13 protein-coding genes and 1 pseudogene are annotated in these 14,235 nt (G+C 65.0%); 7 read left to right on the forward strand and 7 right to left on the reverse strand.

Annotated elements, in window-relative coordinates; all coding sequences use genetic code 11:
- Nucleotides 1-322 (forward strand): annotated as a pseudogene (locus tag EOD07_RS04950) (long-chain fatty acid--CoA ligase); the annotation flags it as partial.
- Nucleotides 323-393: 71 nt separating this feature from the next.
- Complete coding sequence (locus EOD07_RS04955; protein ID WP_127234201.1) at nt 394-1,050, forward strand: 50S ribosomal protein L11 methyltransferase; 657 nt, start codon at nt 394-396, stop codon at nt 1,048-1,050.
- Between the two features lie 179 nt (nt 1,051-1,229).
- Here the strand turns inward: EOD07_RS04955 and EOD07_RS04960 are convergent, their stop codons facing one another.
- Both EOD07_RS04960 and pgi read right to left on the reverse strand, forming a co-directional pair.
- Entirely contained in the window at nt 1,230-1,955 is a 726-nt protein-coding gene (locus EOD07_RS04960) for an HAD family hydrolase (RefSeq protein ID WP_127234192.1), read from the reverse strand.
- A gap of 5 nt (nt 1,956-1,960) precedes the next feature.
- Nucleotides 1,961-3,604: a glucose-6-phosphate isomerase gene (pgi, locus tag EOD07_RS04965; protein WP_127234193.1), complete on the reverse strand. Its 1,644-nt coding sequence runs from the start codon at nt 3,602-3,604 to the stop codon at nt 1,961-1,963.
- Nucleotides 3,605-3,913: 309 nt separating this feature from the next.
- On the opposite strand from pgi, the gene EOD07_RS04970 reads away from it, so the two are divergent.
- Together EOD07_RS04970 and EOD07_RS04975 are read left to right on the forward strand one after the other, a co-directional pair.
- On the forward strand, nt 3,914-5,407 hold the full coding sequence (locus EOD07_RS04970; RefSeq protein WP_040986066.1) for a PLP-dependent aminotransferase family protein: 1,494 nt from the start codon (nt 3,914-3,916) through the stop codon (nt 5,405-5,407).
- Nucleotides 5,408-5,627: 220 nt separating this feature from the next.
- Nucleotides 5,628-7,217 (forward strand): trimethylamine methyltransferase family protein, encoded by a 1,590-nt coding sequence (locus tag EOD07_RS04975; RefSeq protein ID WP_127234194.1) that lies wholly within the window; start codon nt 5,628-5,630, stop codon nt 7,215-7,217.
- Nucleotide 7,218: 1 nt separating this feature from the next.
- Here the strand turns inward: EOD07_RS04975 and EOD07_RS04980 are convergent, their stop codons facing one another.
- Entirely contained in the window at nt 7,219-7,617 is a 399-nt protein-coding gene (locus EOD07_RS04980; RefSeq protein ID WP_116398060.1) for a hypothetical protein, read from the reverse strand.
- A gap of 131 nt (nt 7,618-7,748) precedes the next feature.
- The gene (locus EOD07_RS04985; RefSeq protein WP_127234195.1) at nt 7,749-9,554 is read right to left on the reverse strand and encodes an IlvD/Edd family dehydratase; all 1,806 of its coding nucleotides are present in this window, start codon (nt 9,552-9,554) and stop codon (nt 7,749-7,751) included.
- A gap of 151 nt (nt 9,555-9,705) precedes the next feature.
- Between EOD07_RS04985 and EOD07_RS04990 the strand changes: the two genes are divergently transcribed.
- Complete coding sequence (locus tag EOD07_RS04990; protein ID WP_127234196.1) at nt 9,706-10,155, forward strand: carbon monoxide dehydrogenase subunit G; 450 nt, start codon at nt 9,706-9,708, stop codon at nt 10,153-10,155.
- Between the two features lie 18 nt (nt 10,156-10,173).
- Here the strand turns inward: EOD07_RS04990 and EOD07_RS04995 are convergent, their stop codons facing one another.
- A complete protein-coding gene (locus tag EOD07_RS04995) occupies nt 10,174-11,337 on the reverse strand; it encodes an Mrp/NBP35 family ATP-binding protein (protein WP_127234197.1) in 1,164 nt (387 codons plus the stop codon).
- A 205-nt stretch (nt 11,338-11,542) separates the two neighbouring features.
- Between EOD07_RS04995 and EOD07_RS05000 the strand changes: the two genes are divergently transcribed.
- Nucleotides 11,543-11,920, forward strand: a complete 378-nt coding sequence (locus EOD07_RS05000; protein WP_127234198.1) for a VOC family protein — start codon at nt 11,543-11,545, stop codon at nt 11,918-11,920.
- Nucleotides 11,921-11,945: 25 nt separating this feature from the next.
- Here the strand turns inward: EOD07_RS05000 and EOD07_RS05005 are convergent, their stop codons facing one another.
- Together EOD07_RS05005 and EOD07_RS05010 are read right to left on the reverse strand one after the other, a co-directional pair.
- On the reverse strand, nt 11,946-12,950 hold the full coding sequence (locus EOD07_RS05005) for an inorganic phosphate transporter (RefSeq protein WP_127234199.1): 1,005 nt from the start codon (nt 12,948-12,950) through the stop codon (nt 11,946-11,948).
- Nucleotides 12,951-12,953: 3 nt separating this feature from the next.
- The gene (locus tag EOD07_RS05010; RefSeq protein WP_127234200.1) at nt 12,954-13,595 is read right to left on the reverse strand and encodes a DUF47 domain-containing protein; all 642 of its coding nucleotides are present in this window, start codon (nt 13,593-13,595) and stop codon (nt 12,954-12,956) included.
- A 158-nt stretch (nt 13,596-13,753) separates the two neighbouring features.
- On the opposite strand from EOD07_RS05010, the gene EOD07_RS05015 reads away from it, so the two are divergent.
- Nucleotides 13,754-14,235: LysR family transcriptional regulator (locus tag EOD07_RS05015; RefSeq protein WP_164772068.1), on the forward strand; the 482-nt coding region annotated here is incomplete at its 3' end.

The following is a 14,235-nucleotide window of genomic DNA, read 5'->3' on the forward strand; positions in this document are numbered from 1 at the left end:
CACCAAGATCGTCGACCGCAAGAAGGACATGATCCTGGTTTCCGGCTTCAACGTCTATCCGAATGAACTGGAAGAGGTGGTGGCGCATCACCCGGGCGTGCTGGAAGTCGCGGCCATCGGCGTGCCGGACGAGCATTCCGGCGAAGTGCCTAAATTGTTCGTGGTCAAGAAGGACGCGGCGCTCACCGTCGAGACCCTGATGGCCTATTGCCGCGAGAACCTGACCGGCTACAAGCGGCCGAAATTCATCGAATTCCGCACCGAACTGCCGAAGACGCCGGTCGGCAAGATCCTGCGGCGGGCGCTGCGGGACCAGGCTTGAGCGATCATTCCGCCGGCAAGACACGGGAGAGAGGCAAGCGGCTCGATCCGGCGGACTTCATCAAAGCGAACATGCGGCTGGCGCCGGTGCCGTCGGTGCCGGAGGTCCGGCTCTATCAGGCCCATCCCGGCAGCGGACTGCGGCGGCTGCTGGAACCGGACGACGACAGCGGCGAAAGCCGGCCTGAGCCGCAGCCGCCCTACTGGGCCTATGCCTGGGCCGGCGGCGCGGTGCTGGCGCGCTATGTCCTCGACAGGCCGTCGATCGTCGTCGGCAAGCGGGTGCTCGACCTCGGCGCCGGCTCGGGGCTGGTCGGCATCGCCGCAGCAAAGGCGGGAGCGCGCGCGGTGATCGCGGCGGAGATCGACCGCAACGGCGTTGTCGCGCTCCGCCTCAATGCGGAAGCCAACGGCGTCGCCATCGAGATACGCGGTGAGGACATCACCGCCGGTCCGCCGCCGGCAGTCGATCTGGTGCTCGCGGGCGACGTCTTCTACGCGCAGGATGTCGGGCGGCGGATGGTGCCGTTCCTCGATCGTTGCCTCGCCGCCGGCATCGACGTGCTGGTCGGCGATCCGGGCCGCGCCTGGCTGCCGAAGCCTCGGCTTTGCCTGCTCGGCGAATATCACGTGCCGGATGTCGGCGGAAACGGCGGCGGCGAGCCCAGGCCCAGCGCGGTGTTCGCCTTTGTGGCGGAACAGGTTGAAGCAATTCCAGGAAAAGTGTGAGCGGTTTTCCGTCCGGAATTGCGTAAAAACAAAGAGATAGGGCGTTTCGCCGTTTCCGCAAAACGGTGAAACGCACTAATGCGCGTCGCGCTGAAATGGATTCAGTCGACGCGCTTTAAGTCTTTGTTTTGATGCATGTCGTTCCCCCAAAATCGCTGCGCACTTTTGGGCGACATGCATTAGCCCGCCGGCACGTTCACCCGCGTGGCAAGGAAATCCGGCAGGTCGGCGACCGAGTCCAGAACGACGTCCGCCATCGGCGCCAGCGAGTCGCGCGTGCCGGTGCCGGAGAGCACGCCCACCGCCAGGCCGCAGCCGCCGGCGCGCGCCATTTCGAGGTCATGGCGGTTGTCGCCGACCATGGCGATCTCGCCCGGCTTCAACCCGGTCAGATCGCAGAAGGCGACGACCGTATCCGGCGCCGGCTTCGGACTCGCCACCGCATCATAGCCAAAGGCGGCTTCGAAGAGCTGCGCGACACCGAGCGTGGCGAGCGTCTTCTCGGCGCCGCTGGTGGAATCATTGGTGGCGACGCCCATGCGGTAGGACTGCTTGTGCAACGTGCGCAGCGAATCGATGATGCCTGGAAGCGCTACCGCCATCGAGGAGCCCTGCACGGAGGTGATCTCGTTGAAGCGCGAAACGGCCAACAGCTGATCCTCGTCGGACAGACGCGGGAACCAGAGCTCGACCACGTCCATGTTCGAGCCGGACGCGAAGATCGAATCGGGCTTGAAGCGCTTGGTGGCGAAGTCGAAGCCTGCGGCCGCCAGCAGCCGGTCGGCCTTCCAGCGGTCGCCCTCGGCGGCGTCCATCGCCATGAAGTCGGCTATGCCGAGCCAGGTCGCGTTGAAGTCGACAAGCGTGCCGTCCTTGTCGAACAATATTCCCTTGATATCCGCCAATCCTTTTACTCCACGCCACGCAATTGGTGGATATGAGCCACCAGTCCGGCAGTCGAGGCGTCGCGTTTTGCGGCAGTCTCCTTGCCCTCAACGACAGGCAGCAGACCTGTCGCCAGTTCCTTGCCGAGTTCGACGCCCCATTGGTCGAAGGAATTGATGTTGAACAGCGTGCCCTCGACGAAGACGCGATGCTCATAGAGCGCGATTATGCGGCCCAATGTGCGCGGATCGAGCTTGCGGTAGAGGATGGTGAGCGACGGGCGGTTGCCGGAGAAGACGCGGTGCGGCGCGATGCGGTCGACATCGGCCGGCTTCATGCCCTTGGCCAGCATCTGCGCGCGCGCCTCTTCCAGCGTGCGCCCCTTCATGAAGGCCTCCGACTGCGCCAGGCAGTTGGCGAGCAGGAGATCATGCTGGTGTTTCAGTTCGGGCTCATGACCGACCGCCGCGGCGAGGAACTCGACCGGGATGAAGTCGGTGCCCTGATGCAGGAGCTGGAAGAAGGCATGCTGGCCGTTGGTGCCGGGCTCGCCCCAGACCAGCGGGCCGGTCGGCGTGGCGACGGCGGCGCCGTCCAGCGTGACGCTCTTGCCGTTCGATTCCATGTCGAGCTGCTGCAGATAGGCGGGCAGACGCGACAGGCGCTGATCGTAAGGGATGACGGCGCGGGCCGGATATTTGCAGACGACGCGATGCCACCAGCCGATCAGCCCCAGCAGCACCGGCAGGTTCTTCTGCATGGGTGCCGAGCGGAAATGCTCGTCCATCTCATGCGCGCCGTCTAGGAAAGCGCGGAAGTTGCGCGGGCCGACGGAAATCATCACCGGCAGGCCGATGGCGCTCCAGACCGAGTAGCGGCCGCCGACCCAGTCCCAGAAGCCGAAGACGCGGTCCTGCTCGATGCCGAACTTCGCAACCAGGTCGAGGGCGGTCGAGACGGCGGCGAAATGCTTGCCGACCGCTTCCTTGCCCAGCGCTTTCTGAACCCAATCGCGCGCCGTCTCGGCATTCGTCATCGTCTCGACGGTGGTGAAGGTCTTGGAGGCGACGATGAACAGAGTCGTTTCCGCAGACAGGCCCTTCAGCGTGTCATGGATATGGGCGCCGTCGACATTGGAGACATAATGCGCGCGCGGCCCGTCATGATAGGGCGCAAGCGCCAGCGTCACCATCGCCGGGCCAAGGTCGGAGCCGCCGATGCCGATGTTGACGATGTCGGTGATCTTCTTGCCGGTGGCACCTAGCGCCTTGCCGGAGCGGATGGCGTCGGCGAAGGCGCCCATGGCGTCGAGCACGGCGATCACGTCGGCCTTGGTGTCCTGGCCGTCGACGATCACGCTCTTGCCGGTCAGGTTGCGCAGCGCGGTGTGCAGCACGGCGCGGTTCTCGGTGATGTTGATCTTCTTGCCTTCGAACATGGCGGCGCGGCGTCCCGCGAGATCGGCCGCATCCGCGAGCCTTTCCAGCATCGTCATCGTATTTGCGTCGACCGCGCATTTCGACCAGTCGAGCAGGAGATCGCCGTCGGTGGCGGAGAATGTCTCGAAGCGCCTGGGATCGGCGGCGAAGGCCTCGCGCATCGAGCCCTTGGCCGCCCCGCGCTGTTCGCGCAAGGCGGCAAGTTGCTTGTCGAAGGTTGGCTGGTCCACTGGCGGGCTCCTGGCGGGTTTTTAGACCATTTTAGCAGGCCGGATGTTTCCGGCGCGTGTCGGCGCGTCATTCTATCTAGCCGATTTCCATTTCGTTCAAGCGCGGCTTTGCCGCACTGCATCACGCTTTGATGAGGGGGGCGTTGGATGGTGAAGGTGCGGGCAACGACGCTGCGCGTCGTGCCTTGATAGATCACTGGCATAAATCCCAGCGATCAGAAAAATTGATTGGCGCAACCCCTTATGCCACCCATACACTCCACTGGTCCAGCCAAGTGAAAACAGCTGGCCATCCGAGGAAGATTTCCCATGCCACAGCGCAATGACACGGCCATATGGTCCGGTCTGTTCCGGATTTCGGCTGAATCCGGCCAAACCCTCCAGGCGCAAATCCGCCAAGCGATCGTCGCGGCCATTCTCGACCGACAGATCGCCGCCTCGATGCCGCTGCCGTCGTGCCGAATTCTCGCGGAAAAACTTGGGGTTGCCCGCGGCACGGTGGTGCTCGCCTTCCAGCAACTGGTCGACCAGGGTTTCCTGGTGGCGCGCGAGCGGCGCGGCCATTTCGTCAACCCTGACGTGCTGGCTACCCCCGCCAAGCCGCACCAGAAGGCGCCGGACCAGCAGAATGAGATCGACTGGAAGGCGCGCCGGCAGATCGCCGCAAGCGACATGCCGCCGCCGGCCAAGCACGACAACTGGATCAAGTCCTCCTATCCGTTCGTCTACGGCCAGTTCGATCCGGCGCTGTTTCCAACCGCCGAATGGCGCGAGTGCAACCGCATGGCGCTGGCGGTGCTGGAGATCCGCAACTGGGCGTCCGACATGGTGGATCGCGACGATCCGCTGCTGATCGAGCAGATCCAGGCCAGGCTCCTCCCGCGGCGCGGCATCTTCGCCAATCCGGACGAGATCATCGTGACGCTGGGCGCGCAGAACGCGCTCTACATGCTCGCTTCGCTGTTGATGACCAAGGGTTCGAAAGTGGCGATGGAGGACCCCGGCTATCCCGACGCCCGCTCGATCTTCCGGCTGGCCGGCGCCGATATCCAGCCGGTTCCGGTCGATCAGTCGGGCATCGTGACCTCGTCGATCCCGAGCGATTCCGGCTTCGTCTTCGTCACGCCCAGCCACCACTGCCCGACCATGGTGCCCTTGTCGGCGGAGCGGCGGCAGGACCTTCTGGCGCGCGCCAACCGCAACAACCAGATCATCATCGAGGATGGCTATGACAGCCAGCTGCTCGACGAGGCGCCGCAGCAGGCGCTGAAGAGCCTCGACCGCTCGGGCCGCGTCATCTATGTCGGCTCGATGTCGAAGACGCTCGCTCCAGGACTCCGGCTTGGCTACATCGTGGCCTCGGCGGGACTGATCGCCGAGCTTCGCGCGCTGCGCCGCTTCATGCTGAGGCACCCGCCGGCGAACAACCAGCGCGCGGTGGCGCTGTTCCTGTCGCTCGGCCACCACGAGGCGCTGGTGCGCAGGCTCTCCGCCGCCTTCGACGAGCGGCGCAAGCGTCTGGTCCATGCGATTTCCGCTTTCCTGCCAGAATGGCGCTCGACCGACTCGGCGGGCGGCACCTCGCTCTGGCTGGAAGGGCCGCGCGGCACCGATTCCCGTGGCCTGGCGGAAGCGGCCGCTTCGCGCAGCGTCATCATCGAACCCGGCGACCGGTTCTTCGATCGCAGCGAAAAGCCCTCTCGTTTCATGCGCTTGGGCATCTCCTCGATCTCGCTGCAGCATATCGAGCCGGGCATCCGCGAACTCGCCACCGCCGCCGGCCGCAGGCCCGCTGCCGCCTGATCGCCACTGACGTCCTGAAAAGAGCCGGCGCTGCGCCGGCTCTTTTTGTTTGGGCACACACCCCGTTGCTTTAGGATCCTGGCATATTCGACGGGATTGCTTGGCCCATAGGCTGTACCAATGCCGGCGGCATAGTCGGGGCCAGAAGGGGACGAGGCAGACGATGGTGGACCAACCGCCGCGTGCCGCCTCGCAGATAAGACAAAGGTGGAGTGCTTCCATGTCAGTGGCTCTCGAGAAGCAGGAATCGTCGTCGGACCAGCGTTCGCGGCGGTCCGGCGGGCGCGAAGCGCGCCGCGCGATGCGGGCGGCGCCCTTGGCCGACGACATCCGTCCGGTGCGGGCGGGGCTTGAAGGCGGCAGCTATGGCCCATTGAGCCAGAACGACCAGGAGCGCATCCACGAATCGGTGCTGACGCTCCTGGAGACGGTCGGCTTCGCCAACGCCATCCCATCCTGCATCGAGGCGCTGACCCGGGTCGGCGGCACCTATGGCGACGACGGCCGCATCCGGTTGCCGCGCGCGCTGGTGCTGGACACGATCAAGAAGGCTGCACGCAACTTCACGCTCTACGGCCAGGATCCCAAACACGACATGCTGATCCAGGGCAAACGCGTGCACTACGGCACGGCGGGCGCGGCGGTGCATCTGGTCGATGTCGAGAAGCGCGAGTATCGCGAATCGCTGCTGCAGGATCTCTACGACGCCGCCCGTCTCGTCGACGGGCTGGACAACATCCATTTCTTCCAGCGCACCATGGTGCCGCGCGACATTCCCGACCCGCTCGATATGGATTTCAACACGCTCTATGCCTGCGTGACGGGGACGTCCAAGCATGTCGGCACCTCGTTCACCGTGCGCGAGAACGTCAAGCCGGCGCTGGAGATGCTCTATGCGATCGCCGGCGGCGAGGAGAATTTCCGCGCACGGCCGTTCGTGTCGAACTCGAACTGCTTCGTCGTGCCGCCGATGAAGTTCGCCGAGGACGCCTGCGGCGTGCTCGAGGCCTGCGTCGAAGGCGGCATTCCGATCCTGCTGCTCTCCGCCGGCCAGGCCGGCGCCACGGCACCTGCCGCGATTGCCGGCGCCGTCGTGCAGGCGGTGGCCGAAGTGCTGATGGGGCTGGTCTATGTCAATGCGATCAAGCCCGGACATCCGGCGATCTTCGGCACCTGGCCGTTCGTCTCGGACCTCCGCACCGGCGCCATGTCCGGCGGCTCGGCCGAGCAGGCGGTGCTGACCGCGGCCTGCGCGCAGATGGCGCAATATTACGACCTGCCCGGCGGGTCTGCCGCCGGCATGTCGGACTCCAAGCTGCCCGACATCCAGGCCGGCTACGAGAAGGGCATCACCAATGTCATGGCGGGCCTGTCCGGCCTGAACCTGGTCTATGAATCGGCTGGCATGCATGCCTCGCTGCTCGGCTTCTGCCTCGAAAGCCTGATCATCGACAACGACATGCTGGGCCACTGCCTGCGCTGCGTGCGCGGCATCGAGGTGACCGACGACGCGCTGTCGATCGACACCATCGCCGATGTCTGCCTCAAGGGTCCCGGGCATTATCTCGGCAACGATCAGACGTTGAAGCTGATGCAGACCGAGTATTTCTATCCCGCCGTCGGCGACCGTTTCTCGCCCAAGGAATGGAACGAGAAGGGCCGGCCCGATATCCTGTCGCGAGCGATCGCTGAGAAGAAGCGCGTGCTTGCCGAGCGTTTCCCGCGCCACGTCTCGCGTGTTCTCGACGACAAATTGCGCGCCCGCTTCGGCGAGATGATCAAGCTGCCGCGCAGCAAGATGGGCGGCTGATCTACTCCACACTCAGCCCGTAGCGCTCGACGACCTCGGCGTTGATCAGCTTGGCATGCAGCGTCATCAGCACGATCTGCGCGTCGAAACTGTCGCCGGCCTCCAGCGCCGCCTCGATGCGGCGCTCGACCGCCAAGGTCGGCTCGCGACCATTGGCCTGCTCGAACACCTGCGGCCCGGCAACGCAATAGCCGCAGAGCTGCGCCACGGAATGATAGGCTTGTGCCGGCGGCTCATCGGGCCAGCGGTCGTTCATCAGATTGACGATGGTGAGTTTCACGCCTTCCGGCACCAGGGCCGGATGCAGATCGGCCGCGCGCAGCGCCTCGTCGAGCTGGCGCAGATCGCTGGAGCGGCCGAACATGCCGAGGAAGCCCAGGGAAGAACGCCGTTTCGCCACAGATAATCTCTCCCTTCAGGAAGCTGCCGAGGTCGAGTGTATCTGTGGGTTCCGTCGGGATGAAACAAGGGCAACGGAAAAGGGCGGCTTGCCATCGGCAAGCCGCCCTCATGATTTAGCCGGCTACACGCTCAGTGATTGTCGCGCGGCACGCCGCTGGTGTGGGCGACGTCCTGGTATTTCACCGCCGGCTTCAGCACCATGCCGGCCGAAAACTGATCGACCATGCCGCGCTGGATTTCCTGCCAGGGCGTCTGGTGCTTGGGGTAGTGATAGCCGCCGTTGCTCTCGAGCTCGGCCCGCCGCCTGGCGAGCTCCTCGTCGCTGATCAGAATGTTGGCCGTGGCCTTCTTCAGATCGATGCGGACGCGGTCGCCGGTCTTGAGCAGCGCCAGGCCGCCGCCGACGGCTGCTTCCGGCGAGGCGTTGAGGATCGACGGCGAGCCGGACGTGCCGGACTGGCGGCCGTCGCCGATGCAGGGCAGCGAATGGATGCCCTTCTTGATCAGGTAGGCCGGCGGCTGCATGTTAACCACCTCGGCACCGCCCGGATAGCCGACCGGGCCGGCGCCGCGCATGAACAGGACCGTGTGCTCGTCGATGCCCTGCGCCGGATCGTCGATGCGGGCGTGGTAATCTTCCGGACCGTCGAAGACGATAGCCTTGCCTTCGAAGGCTTCGGGATCGTTCGGGTTGGAGAGGTAGCGCTCGCGGAATTCCGTCGAGATGCCGCTGGTCTTCATGATCGCGGAATCGAACAGGTTGCCCTTGAGGTTGATGAAGCCGGCATTGGCCTTGAGCGGCTTGGCGGCGCTGCCGATCACGTCCGGGTTCTCGTTGACGGCATCCCTGCAATTGTCGCCCATGGTCTTGCCGTTGACGGTGAGCGCATCGGGATGCGGCAGCAGGCCGCCCTTCATCAGCTCGGCCACCACCGCCGGCACGCCGCCGGCACGGTGATAGTCCTCGCCGAGATATTCACCCGTCGGCTGCAGGTTGACGAGGAGCGGAATGTTAAGGCCGACCGCCTGCCAGTCGTCATTGTCGAGCGGCACGCCGAGATGGCGGGCGATCGCATTGAGGTGGATCGGCGCGTTGGTCGAGCCGCCGATAGCCGAGTTGACGACGATGGCGTTCTCGAAGGCCTTGCGGGTCATGATGTCGGAGGGCTTCAGGTCTTCATGCACCATCTCGACGATGCGCTTGCCCGTCTCGTAGCCCATCTGGCCGCGCTCGCGATAGGGCGCCGGGATGGCGGCCGAGCCCGGCAACTGCATGCCGAGCGCCTCCGCCAGCGAGTTCATCGTGGTGGCGGTGCCCATGGTGTTGCAATAGCCGGTCGAGGGCGCCGAGGAGGCGACGATGTCCATGAACTCGTCATAGTCGATCTCACCGGCCGACAGCCGCTGGCGGGATTCCCAGACGATGGTGCCGGAGCCGGTGCGCTTGCCCTTGTGCCAGCCGTTGAGCATCGGACCGACCGAAAACGCGATCGCCGGGATGTTGACGGTGGCCGCCGCCATCAAGAGCGCCGGCGTGGTCTTGTCGCAGCCGATGGTGAGCACGACGCCGTCGATCGGATAGCCGTAAAGCACCTCGACGAGGCTCAGATAAGCAAGGTTGCGGTCGAGCGCCGCGGTGGGGCGCTTGCCGGTCTCCTGGATCGGGTGGCACGGGAACTCGAAGGGGATGCCGCCCATCGACACGATGCCTTCGCGCACGCGCTTGGCGAGCTCGAGGTGGTGCCGGTTGCAGGGCGAAAGATCGGAACCGGTCTGCGCGATGCCGATCAGCGGCTTGCCCGACATCAGCTCGGCGCGCGTCAGGCCATAGTTGAGGTAGCGCTCGAGATAGAGCGCCGTCATGCCCGGATTGTCGGGATTGTCGAACCACTCCTGCGAGCGAAATTTCTTCTTCTTGGTGGGGGCGCCTGCCATGGTGGTCTCCGTATTTGTATGACAAATCGATAGGACAACGCGCGAGCGCAAGCAAGAGGCAGACGCTGCCCGAACCCGGACTTTGGTGCGATAGACTTGTCCCGGCCCGCGCGCTACGACCAATCGGCATGAGCAAATCGGGGAGGTTTTGATGGCTTTGGTGATCGAAGGCGAGGAGCGGATCGCCGCACCCGTCGAGAAAGTGTGGGAGGCCCTCAACGACCCGGAGATCCTGAAAGAGGCCATTCCCGGCTGCCAGAGCCTCGAGAAGAATTCGGACACGGAGATGGCGGCAACCGTGGTGCTCAAGATCGGGCCGATCAAGGCGACCTTCAACGGTGAAGTGACGCTGAAGAACCTCAAGCCGCCGCATTCCTACACCATCCAGGGCGAAGGCAAGGGCGGCATTGCCGGCTTCGCCAAGGGCGGCGCCGACGTGACGCTGACCGCCGACGGACCGGACGCGACGGTCCTCAAATACGCCGCCAAAGCCGAGGTCGGCGGCAAGATCGCGCAGCTCGGCAGCCGGCTGATCCAGTCGACATCGAAGAAGCTCGCGGGGCAGTTCTTCTCGACGTTCGGCGAGAAGGTCAGCGCCTGACCCCTCAGGGGAAAGAGGTTACTCGAACACGATGCTCGGCACCGCGGCCTCCGCCGCGCCGCGCTCTTGCTGGACCCGCTCCCAGACCTTCGCGGCGATGTCGCGGTAGATTTTCGCCTCCGCGCCCTCCGGCTTGGAGGCGACGACCGGCGCGCCCGCGTCCGAGCTTTCGCGGATACCCATTTCCAGCGGCACCTCGCCGAGGAAGGTGACGCCAAGGCGCTCGGCCTCGCGGCGCGCGCCGCCATGGCCGAAAATGTCGTAGCGCTTGCCGGTGTCCGGGGCGAGGAAATAGCTCATATTCTCGACGATGCCGAGCAGCGGCACATCGACCTTCTTGAACATGTTGAGGCCCTTGCGGGCGTCGATCAGCGCAAGGTCCTGCGGCGTCGAGACGATGACGGCGCCGGCAAGCGGCACCTGCTGGGCCATGGTGAGCTGAGCGTCGCCGGTGCCGGGCGGCATGTCGACCACCAGCACGTCGAGCGGGCCCCATTCGACCTCGCGCAGCATCTGCGTCAGCGCCGACATCACCATCGGGCCGCGCCAGATCATCGGCGTCTCCTCGTCGACGAGGAAGCCCATCGACATCACCTTGAGGCCGTAATTCTGCATCGGCTTCAGCACCTTGCCGTCGACGGTTTGCGGCCGGCCGTGGATGTTGAGCAGCCGCGGCATGGACGGGCCGTAGATGTCGGCATCGAGCACGCCGACCTTCAGCCCGTTGGCGCCGAGCCCGAGCGCCAGGTTGACGGCCGTGGTCGACTTGCCGACGCCGCCCTTGCCGGAAGCGACGGCGATGATGGCGTCGATGCCGGGCACGCCGCGCTTGCCGTGGCTCTGCGATGCGGGCGCGTGCGGCGCCGGACGCTGCGGAGCGGCGGGCCGCGGGGCAGCCGGGCGCGCCGGAACCGGCGCTTCCATGCCGCCGCCCTTTTTCTCCGCCGTCAGCGCGACAATGGCGGAGGCGACGCCGGGGATGGCCTTGACCGCGCGCTCGGCGGCGGCGCGCAACGGCTCCAGCTCCTGGGCGCGCGCGGCGGGAACGGTGATCGAAAAGAACACTTTGGCATCGGCGATGAAAATCTCGGAGACCATGCCGAGATCGACGATGTTGCCGGTGAAGTCCGGTCCGTTCACCGTCTTCAGGCGCTCGACGACGGATTCCTTGGTAACGGTCATGATATTTCCTCGGGGCTTTGGCGTTCCAGATAGTGCAGTTTGCCGGCGGAACCAAGCCGTGGCGCAATGGCCCGCCGAACGTGCCCCGGAAAGCGACGGCTGACGTCGGATTTGCATCGGGATCGAGCTTGGAGCCTGGCCATGGCCAAACGACCCGCTCGCGCTATCTCCACTGTCACCACGACAATCTGTGAAGGAGACCGTCATGCTCCAAAACAGCAATGCGACAGCCAATCTCGCGGTGAAGGACCTGGACAAGGCCAAGGCGTTCTACGAAGGAACGCTCGGCCTTAAACGAGTAGACGACATGGGCGGCGAGCTGGTCGTCTATAAAAGCGGCGACACAGTCATCAACGTCTATCATTCGCAGTTCGCCGGCACCAACAAGGCGACGGCGGTGACGTGGGCGGTCGGCGACCGGATCGAGCCGATTGTCAAGTCGCTGAGATCGAAGGGCGTCAGCTTCGAGCACTACGAAATGCCTGGACTGGCTCTGGAGGGCGATATCCATGTCGGCCAACGCATGAAGGTCGCCTGGTTCAAGGATCCCGACGGCAACATCCTGAACCTCGCGGGAGAATAGCGGCGCGACCGCGATCCGGGCCGCATCATGCGGCCAGTCGCGTCGCGAGATAGGTCAATGCCGAGATCGCCGCCGTCGCCGGCAAGGTGATCACCCAGGCGACGACGATATTGCCTGCGATGCCCCAGCGCACGGCCGAGACGCGGCGAGCGGCGCCGACGCCGATGATGGCGCCGGTGATGGTGTGCGTCGTCGAGACCGGGACACCGAGCCATGTGGCAGCGAAAAGCGTGATCGCCCCGCCGGTCTCGGCGCAAAAACCCTGCATGGGATTGAGCCGCGTGATCTTCGACCCCATCGTGTGGACGATGCGCCAGCCGCCGAGCAGCGTGCCCAGAGCCAGCGCCGACTGGCAGGTGAGGACCACCCATAGCGGTACGTGGAAAGTCGGGCCGAGCATGCCTTGCGAATAGAGCAGCACGGCTATGATGCCCATGGTCTTCTGCGCGTCGTTGCCGCCATGCCCCAGAGAATAGAGCGAGGCGGAAAAGAACTGCAGCACGCGAAACGTATTGTCGACGGCGAACGGCGTCTGGCGCACGAACAGCCAGGAGACGATGGCCACAAGGACGAGCGCCAGCACGAATCCGGTCGCCGGCGAAAGCACGATGGCCGCGACCGTCTTGCCGAGCCCCGACCAGACGATGGCGCCGGTTCCGGCCTTGGCGACGCCGGCTCCGACCAACCCGCCGATCAGCGCGTGCGAGCTGCTCGACGGAATGCCGGCGACCCAGGTGACGATGTTCCAGACGATGGCGCCGACAAGCGCCGAGAAGATCACCGCCGGCGTGACGATGCTGGCGTCGACGATGCCCTTTCCCACCGTCTCGGCGACATGCAGGCCGAAGAACAGGAAGGCGATGAAATTGAAGAAAGCCGCCCAGAACACCGCGTAATGCGGCCTCAGCACACGGGTGGAGACGATGGTCGCGATCGAGTTGGCGGCATCGTGCAGGCCGTTGAGGAAATCGAAGAACAGCGCCACGGCAACGAGGCCGACCAGCAGGGGAAAAGCGATCGCGGCTTCCATCGCCTAAACGTTCTCGATGACGATGCCGCTGATCTCGTTGGCGACATCCTCGAAGCGGTCGACCACCTTCTCCAGCTGGCCATAGATCTCCGAGCCGATCAGATAGGCCATGGCGTCGCCGCGGCCGTGACGCTTGAACAGGTCCTTCAGGCCCTGCTCGTGCAGATCGTCGGCACGGCCCTCGACACGCATCACCTCCTCGGCGATGGCGTTGAGGCGCGTCGCGTTCGCGCCTACCTTGCCCAACAGCGGGATCGCCTCCGCGACCAACCGGGCGGCCTGGACGATGATGCCGCCCATTTCCCGCATCAGCGGGTCGAACTCCCTGACCTCGAACAATTTCACCGTCTTGACGGTCTTGTGCATCATGTCGATGGCGTCATCCATCGACTGGATCAGGTCCTTGATATCGCCGCGGTCGAAAGGGGTGATGAAGGAGCGCCTGACGGCAAGCAGGACCTCGGCGGTGATGCCGTCGGCCTCGTCTTCGAGATCGATGATCTTCTGACACCAGCGATCGATGTCCTTGCCGCTGAGAAGCTGCTCGAGGGCCTCGGCGCCGCCGACCACGGTGCGCGAATGCCGCTCGAACAGATCGAAGAAGCGATCCTCGCGCGGCAACAGCTTGCGAAACCAGCCCAGCATCTCGTCCCTCCTTGCCTCCGCCTATCCTCCCATAGCGCCATGCGCGGCGTGGGAAAACAGATAGCCGGCTCAAAAATGTGGACGAGACCCGATTGAGCGTGTCTTGCGAAGCAAGGCGATTTCTCCGACCTTGGGCCGAGCGTTACGGATCGGATGGCATGATCGACAAGCTGGAATTCTTCATCGCCTTGGCCAAGGAAGAGCATTTCGGCCGGGCCGCGGAGGTGTGCGGCGTCACCCAGCCGACTCTATCGGCCGGCATCAAGCAGCTCGAGGAGCAGCTCGGCGTCATGCTGGTGCTGCGCGGTTCGCGCTTCCAGGGCCTGACGCCGGAAGGCAAGCAGGTGCTGGGCTGGGCACGCCGCATCGTCGGCGATACAAGGACCATGCGCGAGGAGATGCGGGCGGCGCGCCACGGCCTGTCCGGCCGCATCCGCATCGCCGCCGTTCCGACGGCGCTCGCCATGGTGGCGCGGCTGACGACGCCGTTCCGCGACAAGCATCCCGGCGTCACCTTTTCGGTGCTGTCGCGGACCTCGATCGAGGTGCTTACGCTGCTCGGCAATCTCGATATCGACGCCGGCATCACCTATCTCGACAACGAGCCGCTGGGGCGGGTGACCAGCGTGCCGCTCTATGA

This window comes from Mesorhizobium sp. M2C.T.Ca.TU.002.02.1.1, from assembly GCF_003997225.1.